Annotated in this window: 10 protein-coding genes; 5 read left to right on the top strand and 5 right to left on the bottom strand. The window is 49.6% G+C overall.

Annotated elements, in window-relative coordinates; all coding sequences use genetic code 11:
* Positions 1-80 precede the first annotated feature (80 nt).
* From HU824_RS03595 to epsC, 3 genes are all read right to left on the bottom strand, one after another.
* Positions 81-2291 (bottom strand): DPP IV N-terminal domain-containing protein, encoded by a 2211-nt coding sequence (locus HU824_RS03595; protein ID WP_176468129.1) that lies wholly within the window; start codon positions 2289-2291, stop codon positions 81-83.
* Between the two features lie 209 nt (positions 2292-2500).
* On the bottom strand, positions 2501-3994 hold the full coding sequence (locus HU824_RS03590) for a class I SAM-dependent RNA methyltransferase (protein WP_176468106.1): 1494 nt from the start codon (positions 3992-3994) through the stop codon (positions 2501-2503).
* A 188-nt stretch (positions 3995-4182) separates the two neighbouring features.
* Complete coding sequence (gene epsC / locus HU824_RS03585) at positions 4183-5082, bottom strand: serine O-acetyltransferase EpsC (protein ID WP_136009182.1); 900 nt, start codon at positions 5080-5082, stop codon at positions 4183-4185.
* 302 nt (positions 5083-5384) lie between these two features.
* Here epsC and cysK point away from each other — a divergent pair, with 302 nt between their 5' ends.
* The 4 genes from cysK to HU824_RS03570 all read left to right on the top strand — a co-directional run bounded on the left by cysK (position 5385) and on the right by HU824_RS03570 (position 8863).
* Positions 5385-6332 carry a cysteine synthase A gene (cysK, locus tag HU824_RS03580; protein WP_176468128.1) on the top strand — a complete coding sequence of 316 codons (948 nt, stop codon included), beginning with the start codon at positions 5385-5387 and terminating at the stop codon, positions 6330-6332.
* A 157-nt stretch (positions 6333-6489) separates the two neighbouring features.
* Positions 6490-6627, top strand: a complete 138-nt coding sequence (locus HU824_RS19645; protein WP_255260457.1) for a hypothetical protein — start codon at positions 6490-6492, stop codon at positions 6625-6627.
* Between the two features lie 24 nt (positions 6628-6651).
* Positions 6652-7158: a restriction endonuclease gene (locus HU824_RS03575; protein WP_255260456.1), complete on the top strand. Its 507-nt coding sequence runs from the start codon at positions 6652-6654 to the stop codon at positions 7156-7158.
* A gap of 13 nt (positions 7159-7171) precedes the next feature.
* Positions 7172-8863: an SAM-dependent methyltransferase gene (locus tag HU824_RS03570; protein ID WP_147392549.1), complete on the top strand. Its 1692-nt coding sequence runs from the start codon at positions 7172-7174 to the stop codon at positions 8861-8863.
* 50 nt (positions 8864-8913) lie between these two features.
* On the opposite strand, the gene HU824_RS03565 is transcribed toward HU824_RS03570, so the two are convergent.
* Both HU824_RS03565 and rnr read right to left on the bottom strand, forming a co-directional pair.
* Positions 8914-9390, bottom strand: a complete 477-nt coding sequence (locus HU824_RS03565; RefSeq protein WP_117991563.1) for a pyridoxamine 5'-phosphate oxidase family protein — start codon at positions 9388-9390, stop codon at positions 8914-8916.
* A gap of 76 nt (positions 9391-9466) precedes the next feature.
* Positions 9467-11611 carry a ribonuclease R gene (rnr, locus tag HU824_RS03560; protein ID WP_176468105.1) on the bottom strand — a complete coding sequence of 715 codons (2145 nt, stop codon included), beginning with the start codon at positions 11609-11611 and terminating at the stop codon, positions 9467-9469.
* A 190-nt stretch (positions 11612-11801) separates the two neighbouring features.
* On the opposite strand from rnr, the gene HU824_RS03555 reads away from it, so the two are divergent.
* Complete coding sequence (locus tag HU824_RS03555) at positions 11802-12740, top strand: cation diffusion facilitator family transporter (protein WP_176468127.1); 939 nt, start codon at positions 11802-11804, stop codon at positions 12738-12740.
* Positions 12741-12792 lie beyond the last annotated feature (52 nt).

Genomic DNA, 12792 nt, shown 5'->3' with positions numbered 1-12792 from the left:
GATTCCGTTTTACAATGTATAATCAGGCTATACTGTGATACTGCATAGCAGATTGTACATTGTAAATGGCAAATTGTACGTTAAAGATAGTCTTCAAAATATCTTGTTATCTTCTCGTGCAGATGCACACGGTCGCGTCCCAGAACGTTGTGCTTGTGCGTGGGATAGATGAACAAATCGGGATAGGTGCGGGCATCCACGCACGCCTTCATGAACGAAAGGGCATGCTGCGGCACGCAGGTGTCGTCATGGTCGTCGTGGATGATGAGCAGATGTCCTTTCAAGTTACCGGCAAGGTTTTTCAGGTTTGTCTGCTTGTAGCCTTCCGGGTTCGTCTGCGGAGTGTCCATATAGCGCTCACCGTACATAATCTCATAGTATCCCCAGTCGATGACGGGTCCGCCGGCAACGCCTACCTTGAAAATTTCGGGATAGCGCAGCATCAGCGCCGTGGTCATGTGTCCTCCGAAGCTCCAGCCGTGCACGCCGATACGCTCTCCGTCCACATAAGGTTGGCTTTTCAGAAATTCCACACCCTTCACCTGGTCCTTGCCCTCTTCGATGCCCAGCTGGCGGAAGGTGGCGTTCTCAAATTCCAGTCCGCGGTTGCTGCTGCCACGGTTGTCGAGGCTGAACATGATATAGCCTTTGTTTGCCATGTAGATGTCCCAGCCGCGGGCGTCGTTCATCCAGCCGTTCGTTATCATCTGGGCGTGCGGGCCGCCGTATACGTAGACGATGGCGGGATACTTCTTTGCCGGGTCAAAGTCGGCAGGCTTTATCAGGCGGTAGTACAAGTCTGTCTTGCCGTCGGCGGCTTTGATGGTGCCTACTTCTATGCTGGGCATTTCAAAGCCTTCGTAGGGATTCGTGGCTGCCAGCAGATTTGCGACCTTGTCGTTTTGGGTCGATACGATGTCGATATTGCGGGGAATCCGGGGAGTGGAATAGCGGTCTATCAGGTAGCCTCCCGATGCAGACAACAGAGGGCGGTGCACTCCTTCGTTGTTACCCACTGCGGTGAGCTTGCCATTGTTTACGTTCACCTTATATATATTGCTTTGCAGGGGCGATTCCTTGGTAGCGGTGAAGATGACTTCTTTCTTCTTCTTGTTGAAGCCGAGCACCTCTCGCACCAGCCAGTCGCCTTGCGTCAGTTGCTTCACTTTGCAGCCCTGACGGTAAGTGCCTCCTGCGGATGCAGAGTGTGTATCGGGATACATCTGGTTTTTGGTATCCATCAGATACAGATGGTTGTAGCTGTCGCGCTGACTTTGGTAGATGAATTTGCTGCTGTCCCAAGGCAGAAAGAGGATGGGCTGCTGGGGTTCCACATATTTGGGATGCTTCTCTTCGTAGAGGATGCCGTTTATGGGCTCTCCGGTTTCTGCGTCGTACTGGCGGAGAACGGAGTGGTTCTGGTCGCGGTTCAGCTCTATCAGATAGAGGCTTTTCCCGTCCGGTGCCCAGGTAATGTTGGTGAAGTAGCGGTCTTTGGGGGCTCCCATGTTCAGGTAGATGGTCTTTTGGGTGGCAGGGTTATAGATACCTACCTCTACTTCGTGGCTCAGCATGCCGGCCATGGGGTAGCGTATCATGTCCGTTACGGCTATTCTTGACGTGATGTCCACCAGCGGATAGGGGGTGACCATGCTTTCGTTCATCCGATAGAAGGCAAGCAGGTCTCCCGACGGGCTCCAGAATGTGCCCTTCGAGATGCCGAACTCGTTGCGATGTACGCTTTGTCCGCAGACGATGCCTTCGGGTTCGTTGGTCACGCGCTGTCCGTTCACGTAGAGATTGTTCTTTACGGTGTAAGCCAGGTTATGGCTTGCAGTATTGTAGTCGTAATTGGCTGCAGGCTCTTTGGGCAGGTCATCGCGTCCGGTCACAGAGTCCATATGCCAGTTGTAGACGGCGTAGCGTTGCGGTAGGGGGAGCAGGACTTCCGTATTCTCCGCCCAGGGGAACTTCAGATTGTAGAGGTGCGACAGCTCTTTCAGTCCGGCGGCTTTCAGGGCGCGGTTCACGGTTTCGCGGGTGAAAAGTACTGTCTCTTTGCCGTTTTGCGGATTCACGGCCTTTACTTTGTCTATGTCCGCAATGATACAAACATCACCCCACCATTGCAATCCATGCAGGTTCTCGGGGGTACGATACGTTTCGCCTCCGGGAATCAAATCTTCCAAAGTCGGCTTTTTCAGTTCTTGTGCCATAACGTTTGTTGTAAACAGAGCAGGCACTGCCATCAACAGTGCAAGAATGCTCTTACTTATTTCCTTTGCATTCATTCTCCTTGTCATTGTTTTTGTTGTTCTCTTTTCTGAATACTTTCACTTCTACTCTGCCTGTCGGGGGTGCTTCTCACTTGTATGGTAGCACTGAGTTTGGCAAAGCCTTGCTACAGATATCTGTGACAGGGGTGATTTTCATGTTTTTGGTGTTTTGATACATCCCCCTTGAATTTCAATAATCTACGACGCTAATCAGGAAAGTTCCTTCATTGTTTATCTTCCGTCTCCCTTCTTTTTCTTTCCGGGTAAGACTCTCCCGATTTCGGTCTGCGTTCTCCGCCGAATTCACGTCTTTCCCTCGGTTTGAACTCCCGTTTTTCCCCGTCTTTGAACTCTCTTCTTTCCCTTGGACGGAATTCGCGTTTCTCGCCGTCTCTGAATTCTCTCGGTCTGCGTTCGCCGCTGAATTCACGTTTTTCCCTATTAAATTCGCGTCTTTCTCCACCGAATCTCGGACGGGGCTCCCTTCTTTCTCCGGGCTTGAACTCTTTCCGTTCTCCCCCGGCCGGACGAAACTCTTTGCGTTCCTTGCTCAGCTCCTCGCCTTCGGCACGGAATTCCTTGTACTTTCCGTCGAAGATTTCGTACTGGCGGAATTCACATTCCAGCGCACCGTTGAACAAAGGAATTTTGGAGGTGGCTTTCAGCCCGATCTGGTCGAAGCACTCTTCGCGGTAAGAAAGAATCCACGCAGTGTTGCCCGTAAAGGCATGTTTCAGGCGCTCGCCAATCATGGAGTAAAGTCCCAGCAGGTCGTTGGTAGAGATACGTTCGCCGTAGGGCGGATTGGTGATAATGATGGATTTCTCCGCAGGTTGCTCGAATTGCTGGAAAGGTTGGAGCTTCAGTACTACATCCTTGCTTACGCCGGCAGCCTTTATATTGTGTGTGGCAATTTCGTTTGCCTTCGGGTTGTTGTCGTAACCGTATATCTTATGCGTAAATTCGCGTTCCTGGCTGTCGTCATTGTAGATGGTGTCGAACAGCTCCTGGTCAAAATCCACCCACTTCTCGAAAGCAAATTCCTTGCGGAATACGCCCGGAGCGATGTTGCGTGCAATCAGCGCCGCTTCAATGGGAATGGTTCCCGAGCCGCACATCGGGTCTATCAGGTCGCATTCACCACGCCAGCCGGTCATCAATATCATGCCGGCGGCCAGCACCTCATTCAGTGGGGCCTCTACTGCTTCCTGGCGATAACCGCGGCGGTGCAGCGATTCGCCGCTGGAGTCGAGAGAGAGTGTACATTTGGTTTCGGCAATGTGTATGTTCAGCAGCACGTCCGGTTTGTTGACACGCACGCCGGGACGTTCGCCGCTCTTCTCACGGAAATAGTCCACGATGGCATCCTTCACCTTGTAGGAAACGAACTTGGAATGACGGAACTCCTCGCTGAATACAACCGCGTCCACGGCAAAGGTCTTGTCCGTATCCAGATAGTCTTCCCATCGGATGGCTTTAATCTGTTCGTAAACCTCGTCGGCATTCTTGGCTGTGAAGTGTTTGATGGGTTTCAGTATCCGGATGGCTGTACGCAGGCAGAAGTTTGCCTTGTACATCATTTCCTTGTCTCCACTGAAAGATACCATGCGGCGGCCTATTTCTATATCGTTGGCGCCCAGTGCAGTCAGTTCTTGCGCCAGTACCTCTTCCAGTCCTTGGAAGGTTTTGGCAATCATTTCAAAAGATTGTTCGCTCATCTATTTATTTACTATTTTACTGTTTTTATTCTGTTGTTTATCAGTAGTTTGTCTCCCGTTTGCCAGACACTGGCGTCTGTCGGCTCAGACACTGGTGTCTGTTGCGTTGAACATTTGTGTCTGACGTGACAGACACAAGTGCCTGTCAGATGCAGCAATATTGCCTTTTAAACGGGATTCCGGGCTTTTCATTTCTTCGCCTTTGTCTGTACAATTCTCGCTCCTGCCGGAACGTCCTCCGTCACCCAGATGTTGCCGCCCACGGTGGCTCCCTGTCCGATGGTGATGCGTCCCAGTATGGTGGCGTTGGAGTAGACTATCACATTGTCCTCCAGTATGGGATGGCGGGGAATACCCTTGATGGGCTTGCCGTCCTCGTCCAGCGGGAAGCTCTTGGCACCGAGGGTCACACCTTGGTACAGCTTCACGTTGTTGCCGATGATGCAGGTCTCGCCGATTACCACGCCCGTACCGTGGTCGATGGTGAAATAACCGCCGATTTCTGCTCCCGGATGGATGTCGATTCCCGTTTCACTGTGCGCCATTTCGGTGATGATGCGGGGAATGAGGGGAACACCCAACTTGAGCAGCTCGTGTGCGATGCGGTAGTTGCTGATGGCACGGATGGCCGGATAGCAGCTGATGACTTCGCCGAACGACTGTGCGGCAGGGTCACCGTTGTAGGCAGCCTCCACATCTGTGGCAAGCACCCGTCTCATGGCCGGCAGGTTGCTGATGAACTTGGCAGCCAGCAGGGCGGCTTCTTCCCGTTGCAGCTCGGTGCAGCAGTTGCATTCGCCGTCGCCTGCGAAGCAGAGGCCGGCAAGGATTTGTTCGGTCAGCAGGTCGAACAGGCGTTCTACATTGACACCGATATGGTAAGTCACCGTTCGGCTGTTGACCGTGGAATTTCCGAAATATCCGGGGAAGATGATGGCTCGCGCCAGTTCGATGATGTCGCGCAGCACTTTTGCCGAAGGCAGCGGGTTGCCGTCCGTATGCTGGTGAAACAGTCCCTTGTATGACTCGCTTTCCGATAGCTCATCGACTGCTTGTGTCAAAATGTGGGTAAAGTTGAGTGGACTCATTATGATATCCTTAAGTTTAAAAGTGGCAACAAAGATAGGAAATCCTCGTCAAATATCCTACATATCCCTCATTTATAGTATGTATTTACCATATTTGTGGTATTTCCCGCGAACCAATTCCGCGCTACTTTTGTCTCATAAGAAATGACCCGGCTTTTTCATTTAAGGGAGTTGCCGGGAAGTTGTCTATAGTAATTATCAAGGAGTAACTTCGGCAAAACAATCAGGTTACTCCCGATAACTCCTTTAGCTCCCTTAACTGAAAGAGCCGTGGGCGAATGAGTAATTTAACATATATGGGTATGAAGAAGATAGCAGACCGCCTCACCAATCTGGTAGGCAACACTCCCTTGCTGGAGTTGAATAATTATAACAAGAATAAGGGGCTGAAAGCTCGTGTCATCGCCAAATTGGAATATTTTAACCCTGCCGGCAGTGTGAAGGACCGCGTGGCGCTTGCCATGATAGAAGATGCCGAGGCAAAAGGGCTGTTGAAGCCCGGTGCCACCCTCATCGAACCTACCAGTGGGAATACGGGTGTGGGGCTGGCTTTTGTGGCCGCCGCCAAAGGTTACAAGCTGATACTGACGATGCCCGACACGATGAGCCTGGAGCGCCGCAACCTCTTGAAAGCCCTCGGTGCGGAGCTGGTGCTGACTCCGGGTGCCGACGGTATGAAAGGCGCCATAGCCCGTGCCGAAGAACTGAAAGCAGCCAGCCCCGGTTCGCTGATTTTGCAGCAATTCGATAATCCTGCCAATCCGGCAATGCACGAGCGTACTACGGGACAGGAAATCTGGCGTGATACAGACGGCCGGGTGGATATTTTTGTGGCCGGTGTAGGTACGGGAGGCACGGTGAGCGGTGTGGGTGCAGCCCTGAAGGCCAACAACCCAAAGATAAGGATTGTGGCTGTGGAGCCCGAAGATTCTCCCGTACTTTCCGGTGGGAAGCCCGCTCCCCATAAAATGCAAGGTATCGGTGCCGGATTTGTGCCCAAGAACTATAACAGTGCCGTGGTAGACGAAGTGCTGCTGGTATCCAATGACGATGCCATCCGTACGGGCCGCGAACTGGCGAAGTATGAGGGATTGCTGGTCGGCATCTCTTCGGGAGCTGCCGTTGCTGCGGCTGCCCGCCTGGCCAGACTGCCCGAAAATGAAGGAAAGACGATTGTTACGCTGCTGCCCGATACGGGAGAACGGTATCTTTCGACGCTGTTGTATGCGTTTGAGGAATACCCGTTGTAAGAGGAAGCTGCCTTTCCTGCCATCACGGCTCTTTCATTTAAGGGAGTTAAAGGAAAGAGCCGTGTCCTGCCATAAATTAAGCGGATTATAATTTGCGAGATAATTTGCATTTGCATACCTTCGTACCTGAAAGTGTGAATATGGAATATATGCAGGTATGAAAAAACTGAATATAAAGGAATTGGTTATAGCAGCCAAAGAATTCTGTACGAAAGAAGATGGAGTCTATCGGGAAGAATTGTTCGGGGTTACTGACGGGAAAAAAGTAGGAACTATTGTTGAACATTTGTTTTAGGATTTCCTTAGGGACCGGTATGAAATGATGGCTGGCAGCTCGGCCAAAGGGCTTGATTTGCCGTCTGTCAATACAGATATAAAGGTTACCTCCGTTGTACAGCCGCAGTCAAGTTGTCCATATAGGGACAGTAAGCAGAAGATATATGGCTTAGGATATAATTTGATTGTATTTGTCTATATCAAGGAAGATGATACAAAACAGAAAAAGGGTAAGTTGAACTTCCTTTCTTGTACATTTGTTGAATCTTCACGTACCGCGGACTATCAGACTACAACCGGTTTACGGGCGATTATAGCCAACAATGGCAATGAAGATGATATATTTGCTTTTCTTAGTGACCACAGGATTCCCGGAGACGATGTAACTTTGATGAATATGGCACACGAGATATTGAAAAGTCCGCCGAAAATAGGGTATCTGACTATTTCGAATGCCCTTCAGTGGAGATTGCAATATTCTCGTATCGTCGCTCTTGATGAAACGGTGGATGGTATAACCCCGATTGTTAAGTATAATGCAAAAAACTAAAGAAACAGCACAAATGGAGAATCCTGCTACAGCAGCTTTTGCCGGGCGATTGCCTGAAATGCGTGGAGAGTTTGGAGATTGGCAGACCGGTTATGACTTTGCTTGTGCCGTTTGTCGCAAGCTGAAGGACATGGGTGCTGCTCCCGAGGTTATTTTAGAGCCTACTTGTGGATTGGGGAATTTTATCAGAGCAGGGTTGGCGATATTTGATACAATCACGGATGTTTATGGCATAGAAATATACAAGCCATATCTTGACGAGTTGCGTAGGAGTCTTGTCGTAAAGGAGAATCAAAGAATACACCTCTACCACGAAGATATATTTGCTTTTGATTTCAGTGAGATAAAGAAGCAACTGGAGGGCAAGAATGTTCTGATTTTGGGCAATCCTCCATGGGTGACCAATAGCGAGTTGGGCAAGAATGGAAGTACCAACTTGCCTCAGAAATACAATTATCGAGGAACTAAAGGTATTGAAGCGATAACGGGTAAGGGCAATTTTGATATAGCGGAGAGTATCTGCAACCTGCTTATTGAGAACTTTGCGTCTAACGAAGGAACGCGGATAGCATTACTCGTCAAGAACTCTGTTGTAAAAAACATCCTTATACACCAACGTCCTCAAGGCTATTTCATATCTCATGTATGCCAATATGCTTTCGATGCCAAGAAAGAATTCGATGTTTCTGTATCTGCCTCTTTGTTCTCCTGTACGATAGGAAAGGAGAAGACAGATATATGCCGGTATTATGATTTTTATACCGGAGCTTTTCAGAAATCGTATGGTTGGAAAAACGATAGATTTGTGTCGGATATTGAAGAGTACGATAAGGCTGCGATGATTGATGGCGTATCAGAATTGGTCTGGCGATCAGGGGTCAAGCATGATTGTTCAAAAGTAATGGAACTTATCGTCAGGTCTGGTCGATACGAGAATGGCTTTCGTGAAACTGTAGACGTTGAACCCGTATGTATATATCCGTTGATTAAGAGCTCAGATATCGGCAATGGCTTTTCCGGCGAAGTGAGAAAATATATCGTTCTTCCCCATAGAAGCCTGGCTGAACCCAACTCTGCCATGAAGCAACGTACTCCATTGACTTACGCTTATTTCGAAAAGTATGGTCAACTGCTGGATGGGAGAAAAAGCTCCATCTACAAAGGGAAGCCTCGCTTTTGTGTATTTGGGTTGGGAGATTATTCGTTCAAGCCATATAAGGTTGTGGTGTCGTCATTCTATAAGAACATAATATTCTCTCTTGTTTCACCAATCAACGGGCAAAGCGTTATGTTGGACGATACTTGCTATATGCTGGGATTTGACAATTGGGCATTTGCTAAAATTACACATCATTTATTGAATAGTCCGGTTGTCATGCAGTTCATATCAGCTCTCTGCTTTACGGATGCAAAGCGGGTAATTAACTGCGAACTGTTGATGCGGATAGATTTATCTAAGGTCTTGGAAATCATTGGGGATGTTACTATCGAAGGGGTTACGGCATCGGAAATAGATGCTTATCGTGTTTTCATCAATGGAAAAGAACTGCCGGGGCAAAATGATTTATTTGAGGGGCAAAGGCTGAATGCAAAGGATATGCCTTTCCAAGGGCAACCTTCTAAGGAGCCTGCTATTTCAACTTTCCCAAGGGCAAAGGCTTTGAAGAAACATTTATGTGACGTGCAGCTCTCTTTTGATTATTGAGGCAACTTGTTGGTTTTAGTCGTTTTTGTTAAATAATGAACTGTGTACCGTTACAGTTCGCTTGGTCTTAACCCGAACGACCGGCAGCTCATTTTCTCTACTTTCACTTCCCATATCTTGACATTGCGTACGGCGGGTTCGGCATATTTGCATTCATTCTCCGTATATTGCTTCATCAGCATGTCGAGTACGCGTCGCTTCTCTTCCATGTCTTCCACGAAGTGTACTTTCCCGCGGCAGATGACACTGCGCGACTTCATGCTGTAGCTGCATGCCACTTGCCGGTGCATATAAACCAGCTCGTGTCCTTCGCAGAAGGTGATGCAGACTTGCGGGTGCTTTGTTACCATCTCCACTTTACTGCCTTCCGGGCCGGAATGCAAGTATATTACCCCGTCTTGATAGGCAAAGTTCATGGGAACCGCATATGGGTTTCCTTCAAGGTCTGTGATGCCTACTATGCAGTATGGGCATTTACGGATAATTTCCTCAATCTGTGTAGGGTCTGTAATCGTAATTGTCTTCATCGTATAGGTTTTGTCCCCGTCCTCTCTCTTTCTCTGAAAGAAAGGAGACAGGGATGGTTTAAATTATAGGGTTATTCTATACCAGTGCAAAATCCAGTTGCTTCTTCTCCAGATTGGCGCGTGCCACTTTGACGGTGATGGCGTCTCCCAGGCTGTATATCCGGTTTTTGCGGCGTCCGCGCAGGCAGTAGTTCTTTTCGTCGAATTCGTAATAGTCGTCGTCGAGGTCGCGGACGGGAATCATGCCTTCGCACTTGTTCTCGTTCAGCTCCACATAGAGTCCCCATTCCGTTACGCCGGAGATGACACCGTCGAAGGTCTGTCCCAGGCGTTCGGTCATGAATTCCACTTGCTTGTACTTGATGGAGGCACGTTCCGCATTGGCGGCTATCTGCTCCATGCTGCTGCTGTGTTCGCAGAGGGCTTCGTACTTTTGTTCGGTCACGCTGCGGCCTCCTTCGTCCAGATACTTGGTAAGCAGGCGGTGTACCATCATGTCCGGAAAACGGCGGATGGGCGAGGTGAAATGCGTGTAATAATCAAAAGCCAGTCCGTAATGGCCGATGTTATGCGTGGAGTAACGCGCTTTCTGCATGGCACGGATGGATACGGTTTCAATCAGATTCTCTTCCTTTTTGCCTTGGATGTCGTCCAGCAGGTGATTGATGGACTTGGACACATCCGTTTTTGTTCCGCCGGTGCGCAGCTTGTAGCCGAAACGGGCGATGAACTGTGCCAGATTGTCCAGTTTCTCCGGGTCGGGGAGGTCGTGGATACGGTAAGGCAGCACTTTGGCTTTCTTGCCTTTGGGCACACGGCCTATCTTTTCGGCTACGGTGCGGTTGGCAAGCAGCATGAACTCCTCTATCAGCTTGTTGGCGTCTTTCGACTCCTTGAAGTAGACACTGACGGGTTTGCCCTTCTCGTCGATTTCGAACTTCACCTCGTAGCGGTCGAAGTTGATGGCACCGGCCTTGAAGCGGTTCTCACGCAGAAACTTGGCAAGCTTGTCTAGCTCGAGTATTTCTTCTTTGTAATCGCCTTTCCCTGTTTCGATGACTTGCTGGGCTTCTTCGTAGGTGAAGCGGCGGTCGCTCTTGATGACGGTGTGCACTACGCGAGAGTTCTTCACTTCTCCCTTTTCCGTCATTTCGAAGATGACGGAATAGGCCAACTTCTCTTCGTCGGGGCGGAGGGAGCAGATGAAGTTGCACAACCGTTCGGGAAGCATCGGGATGGTACGGTCCACGAGGTAGACGGATGTGGCACGCTTCTCGGCTTCCTTGTCTATGATGCCGCCCTCTTTCACGTAATGGGTCACGTCGGCGATATGTACGCCCACTTCCCAAACTCCCTCTTTCAGTTTGCGGATGGAGAGGGCGTCATCGAAGTCCTTGGCATCCTTGGGGTCGATGGTGAAGGTGGTTACACTCCGGAAGTCCTCGCGTCGGGCTATTTCCTCGGCGGAGATTTCGGCGGGTATCTTGTCGGCTGCTTTTTCTACAGCGGCGGGGTAGACGTATGGCAGGCCGAATTCCGCGAGGATGGCATGCATCTCGGTGGTGTTGTCTCCGGCGCGTCCCAGGATGTCTATTACCTGGCCGATGGGGTTCTTGGCTTTGTCGGGCCATTCCACTATCTTGACGATAGCCTTGTCGCCCGTCTTGCCGCCTTTCAGTTTCTCTTTGGGAATAAAGATGTCATTGGCAAGCGTACGGTTTTCCGTTACAAGGAAAGCGTATGACTTGGCAACTTCCAGAGTACCCACGAAGGTGTCGTTGGCACGTTCCAGTATCTCGATGACTTCTCCTTCGGCTTCGCGTCCGCGACGTTTGGCACAGAAGGCGATACGCACTTTGTCATTGTTCATGGCGTGTGCCGAGTTGCGTTCGGCTATGAATATCGGTTCGCCTCCATCTTCGGGGATGAAGGAGTTCTTGCCATTGCTTTTGCGCTGGAAGGTTCCGGTCATTTCCACGCCGTGGTTGTTCAGCTTGTACTTGTGTTTGTCCACCTCTGTAATGTAGTCGTCCATCAACAGTTCGGACAAGATGTCCATACACAGCATCTTCAGCGGATGTGTGGTGAGATGAAGTTGTTCAAAGATGTATTTCAGGGATAATACTTCGTCTTGCTTTGTGTGGAAGAATTCAAGTAACACTTTGACGAGTTCTTTCTTCTTCATGCGTTTGCCGGCTTTCTTTTCTTTCTTTTTGGCCATAATGATGATAAATTAATGTGCACATTATTCTTTCTTGCAAAGTAAACAAATAAATACGTCCTTTCGTTCACTCAGACTTTAAAATATTACCATCCTATTGAAAATAATGAAGGAACGACAGATTGTAATGGATTTATGTACTATATTTGCACAAAAAGCGAAGATAGGCTGTATCTTGAACGAAAAGCAGATGGAAATGCAAACTCTGAATAAAAAAGCGGATGCCACGCGGGAAAAGGCCATTTACCGGGTGACGGTTGTGGGAAGTGTGGTAAACTTTCTCTTGCTTGTCTTCAAGTTCTTTGCAGGTATTATGGGTCACAGTGCCGCCATGCTGGCAGATGCGGTGCATTCTTTGTCGGATTTCATAACAGATATTGTTGTCATTGTTTTTGTACGCATTTCGGCGAAGCCCGAAGATGAAGGGCACGATTACGGTCATGGCAAGTACGAGACGCTGGCAACTGCCATTATCGGTATTTTACTGTTGTTTGTGGGATTTGGCATTTTCTGGAACGGGGCTTCCTCCATTTACCGTTTCCTGCAAGGCGACTCTTTGCAGGAGCCCGCCATGCTGGCGCTGGTGGCTGCATTGGTATCCATCATTTTCAAGGAAGTGCTTTATCAATATACCGTATTCAAGGGCAGGAAGTTGAATTCGCAGGCGGTTGTTGCCAATGCCTGGCATCACCGGAGTGATGCGTTTTCGTCCATAGGCACGGCGGCGGGTATAGCTGGCGCCATTCTTCTGGGTGACCATTGGCGGGTGCTGGACCCGGTGGCGGCGATTGTTGTCAGCTTCTTCATTATGAAGGTGGCCGTGCAGTTGTTGATACCCTGTGTGGATGAACTGTTGGAGAAATCATTGCCTGCCGAGGTAGAGGATGAGATAGTAAGGATAATTCTCTCTTTTCCCGGTATCAGCTCGCCGCATCACCTTCGTACGCGCCGCATCGGCAGTTATTGTGCCATCGAGGTGCATGTGCGTATGGATGGCAGCATCTCGCTGGAGGAAGCTCACGAGATGGCAACGGCGGTGGAGAACAAGTTGAAAAGGCAGTTCGGCAAAGGAACACTGGTCAGCATCCATGTGGAGCCGGTGAAGAAGAGCAACCGGGCGACAGAGTAACACAAGGAGCGTCAAGGTGACAGACCGGATGAAAAGTAATTAGTAATTTGTA

Source organism: Bacteroides sp. L10-4 (assembly GCF_013373675.1).
GTDB lineage: Bacteria > Bacteroidota > Bacteroidia > Bacteroidales > Bacteroidaceae > Bacteroides > Bacteroides muris.
This window is presented reverse-complemented; position numbering and strand designations above follow the sequence as displayed.

Bases quoted from the DNA above. Each gene is read 5' to 3' on its own strand.
- HU824_RS03590 (WP_176468106.1), bottom strand. From the start codon at position 3,994: ATGAGCGAACAATCTTTTGAAATGATTGCCAAAACCTTCCAAGGACTG.
- HU824_RS03565 (WP_117991563.1), bottom strand. From the start codon at position 9,390: ATGAAGACAATTACGATTACAGACCCTACACAGATTGAGGAAATTATC.
- HU824_RS03595 (WP_176468129.1), bottom strand. From the start codon at position 2,291: ATGAATGCAAAGGAAATAAGTAAGAGCATTCTTGCACTGTTGATGGCA.
- epsC (WP_136009182.1), bottom strand. From the start codon at position 5,082: ATGAGTCCACTCAACTTTACCCACATTTTGACACAAGCAGTCGATGAG.
- HU824_RS03570 (WP_147392549.1), top strand. From the start codon at position 7,172: ATGGAGAATCCTGCTACAGCAGCTTTTGCCGGGCGATTGCCTGAAATG.
- HU824_RS03575 (WP_255260456.1), top strand. From the start codon at position 6,652: ATGATGGCTGGCAGCTCGGCCAAAGGGCTTGATTTGCCGTCTGTCAAT.
- HU824_RS03555 (WP_176468127.1), top strand. From the start codon at position 11,802: ATGGAAATGCAAACTCTGAATAAAAAAGCGGATGCCACGCGGGAAAAG.
- rnr (WP_176468105.1), bottom strand. From the start codon at position 11,611: ATGGCCAAAAAGAAAGAAAAGAAAGCCGGCAAACGCATGAAGAAGAAA.
- cysK (WP_176468128.1), top strand. From the start codon at position 5,385: ATGAAGAAGATAGCAGACCGCCTCACCAATCTGGTAGGCAACACTCCC.
- HU824_RS19645 (WP_255260457.1), top strand. From the start codon at position 6,490: ATGAAAAAACTGAATATAAAGGAATTGGTTATAGCAGCCAAAGAATTC.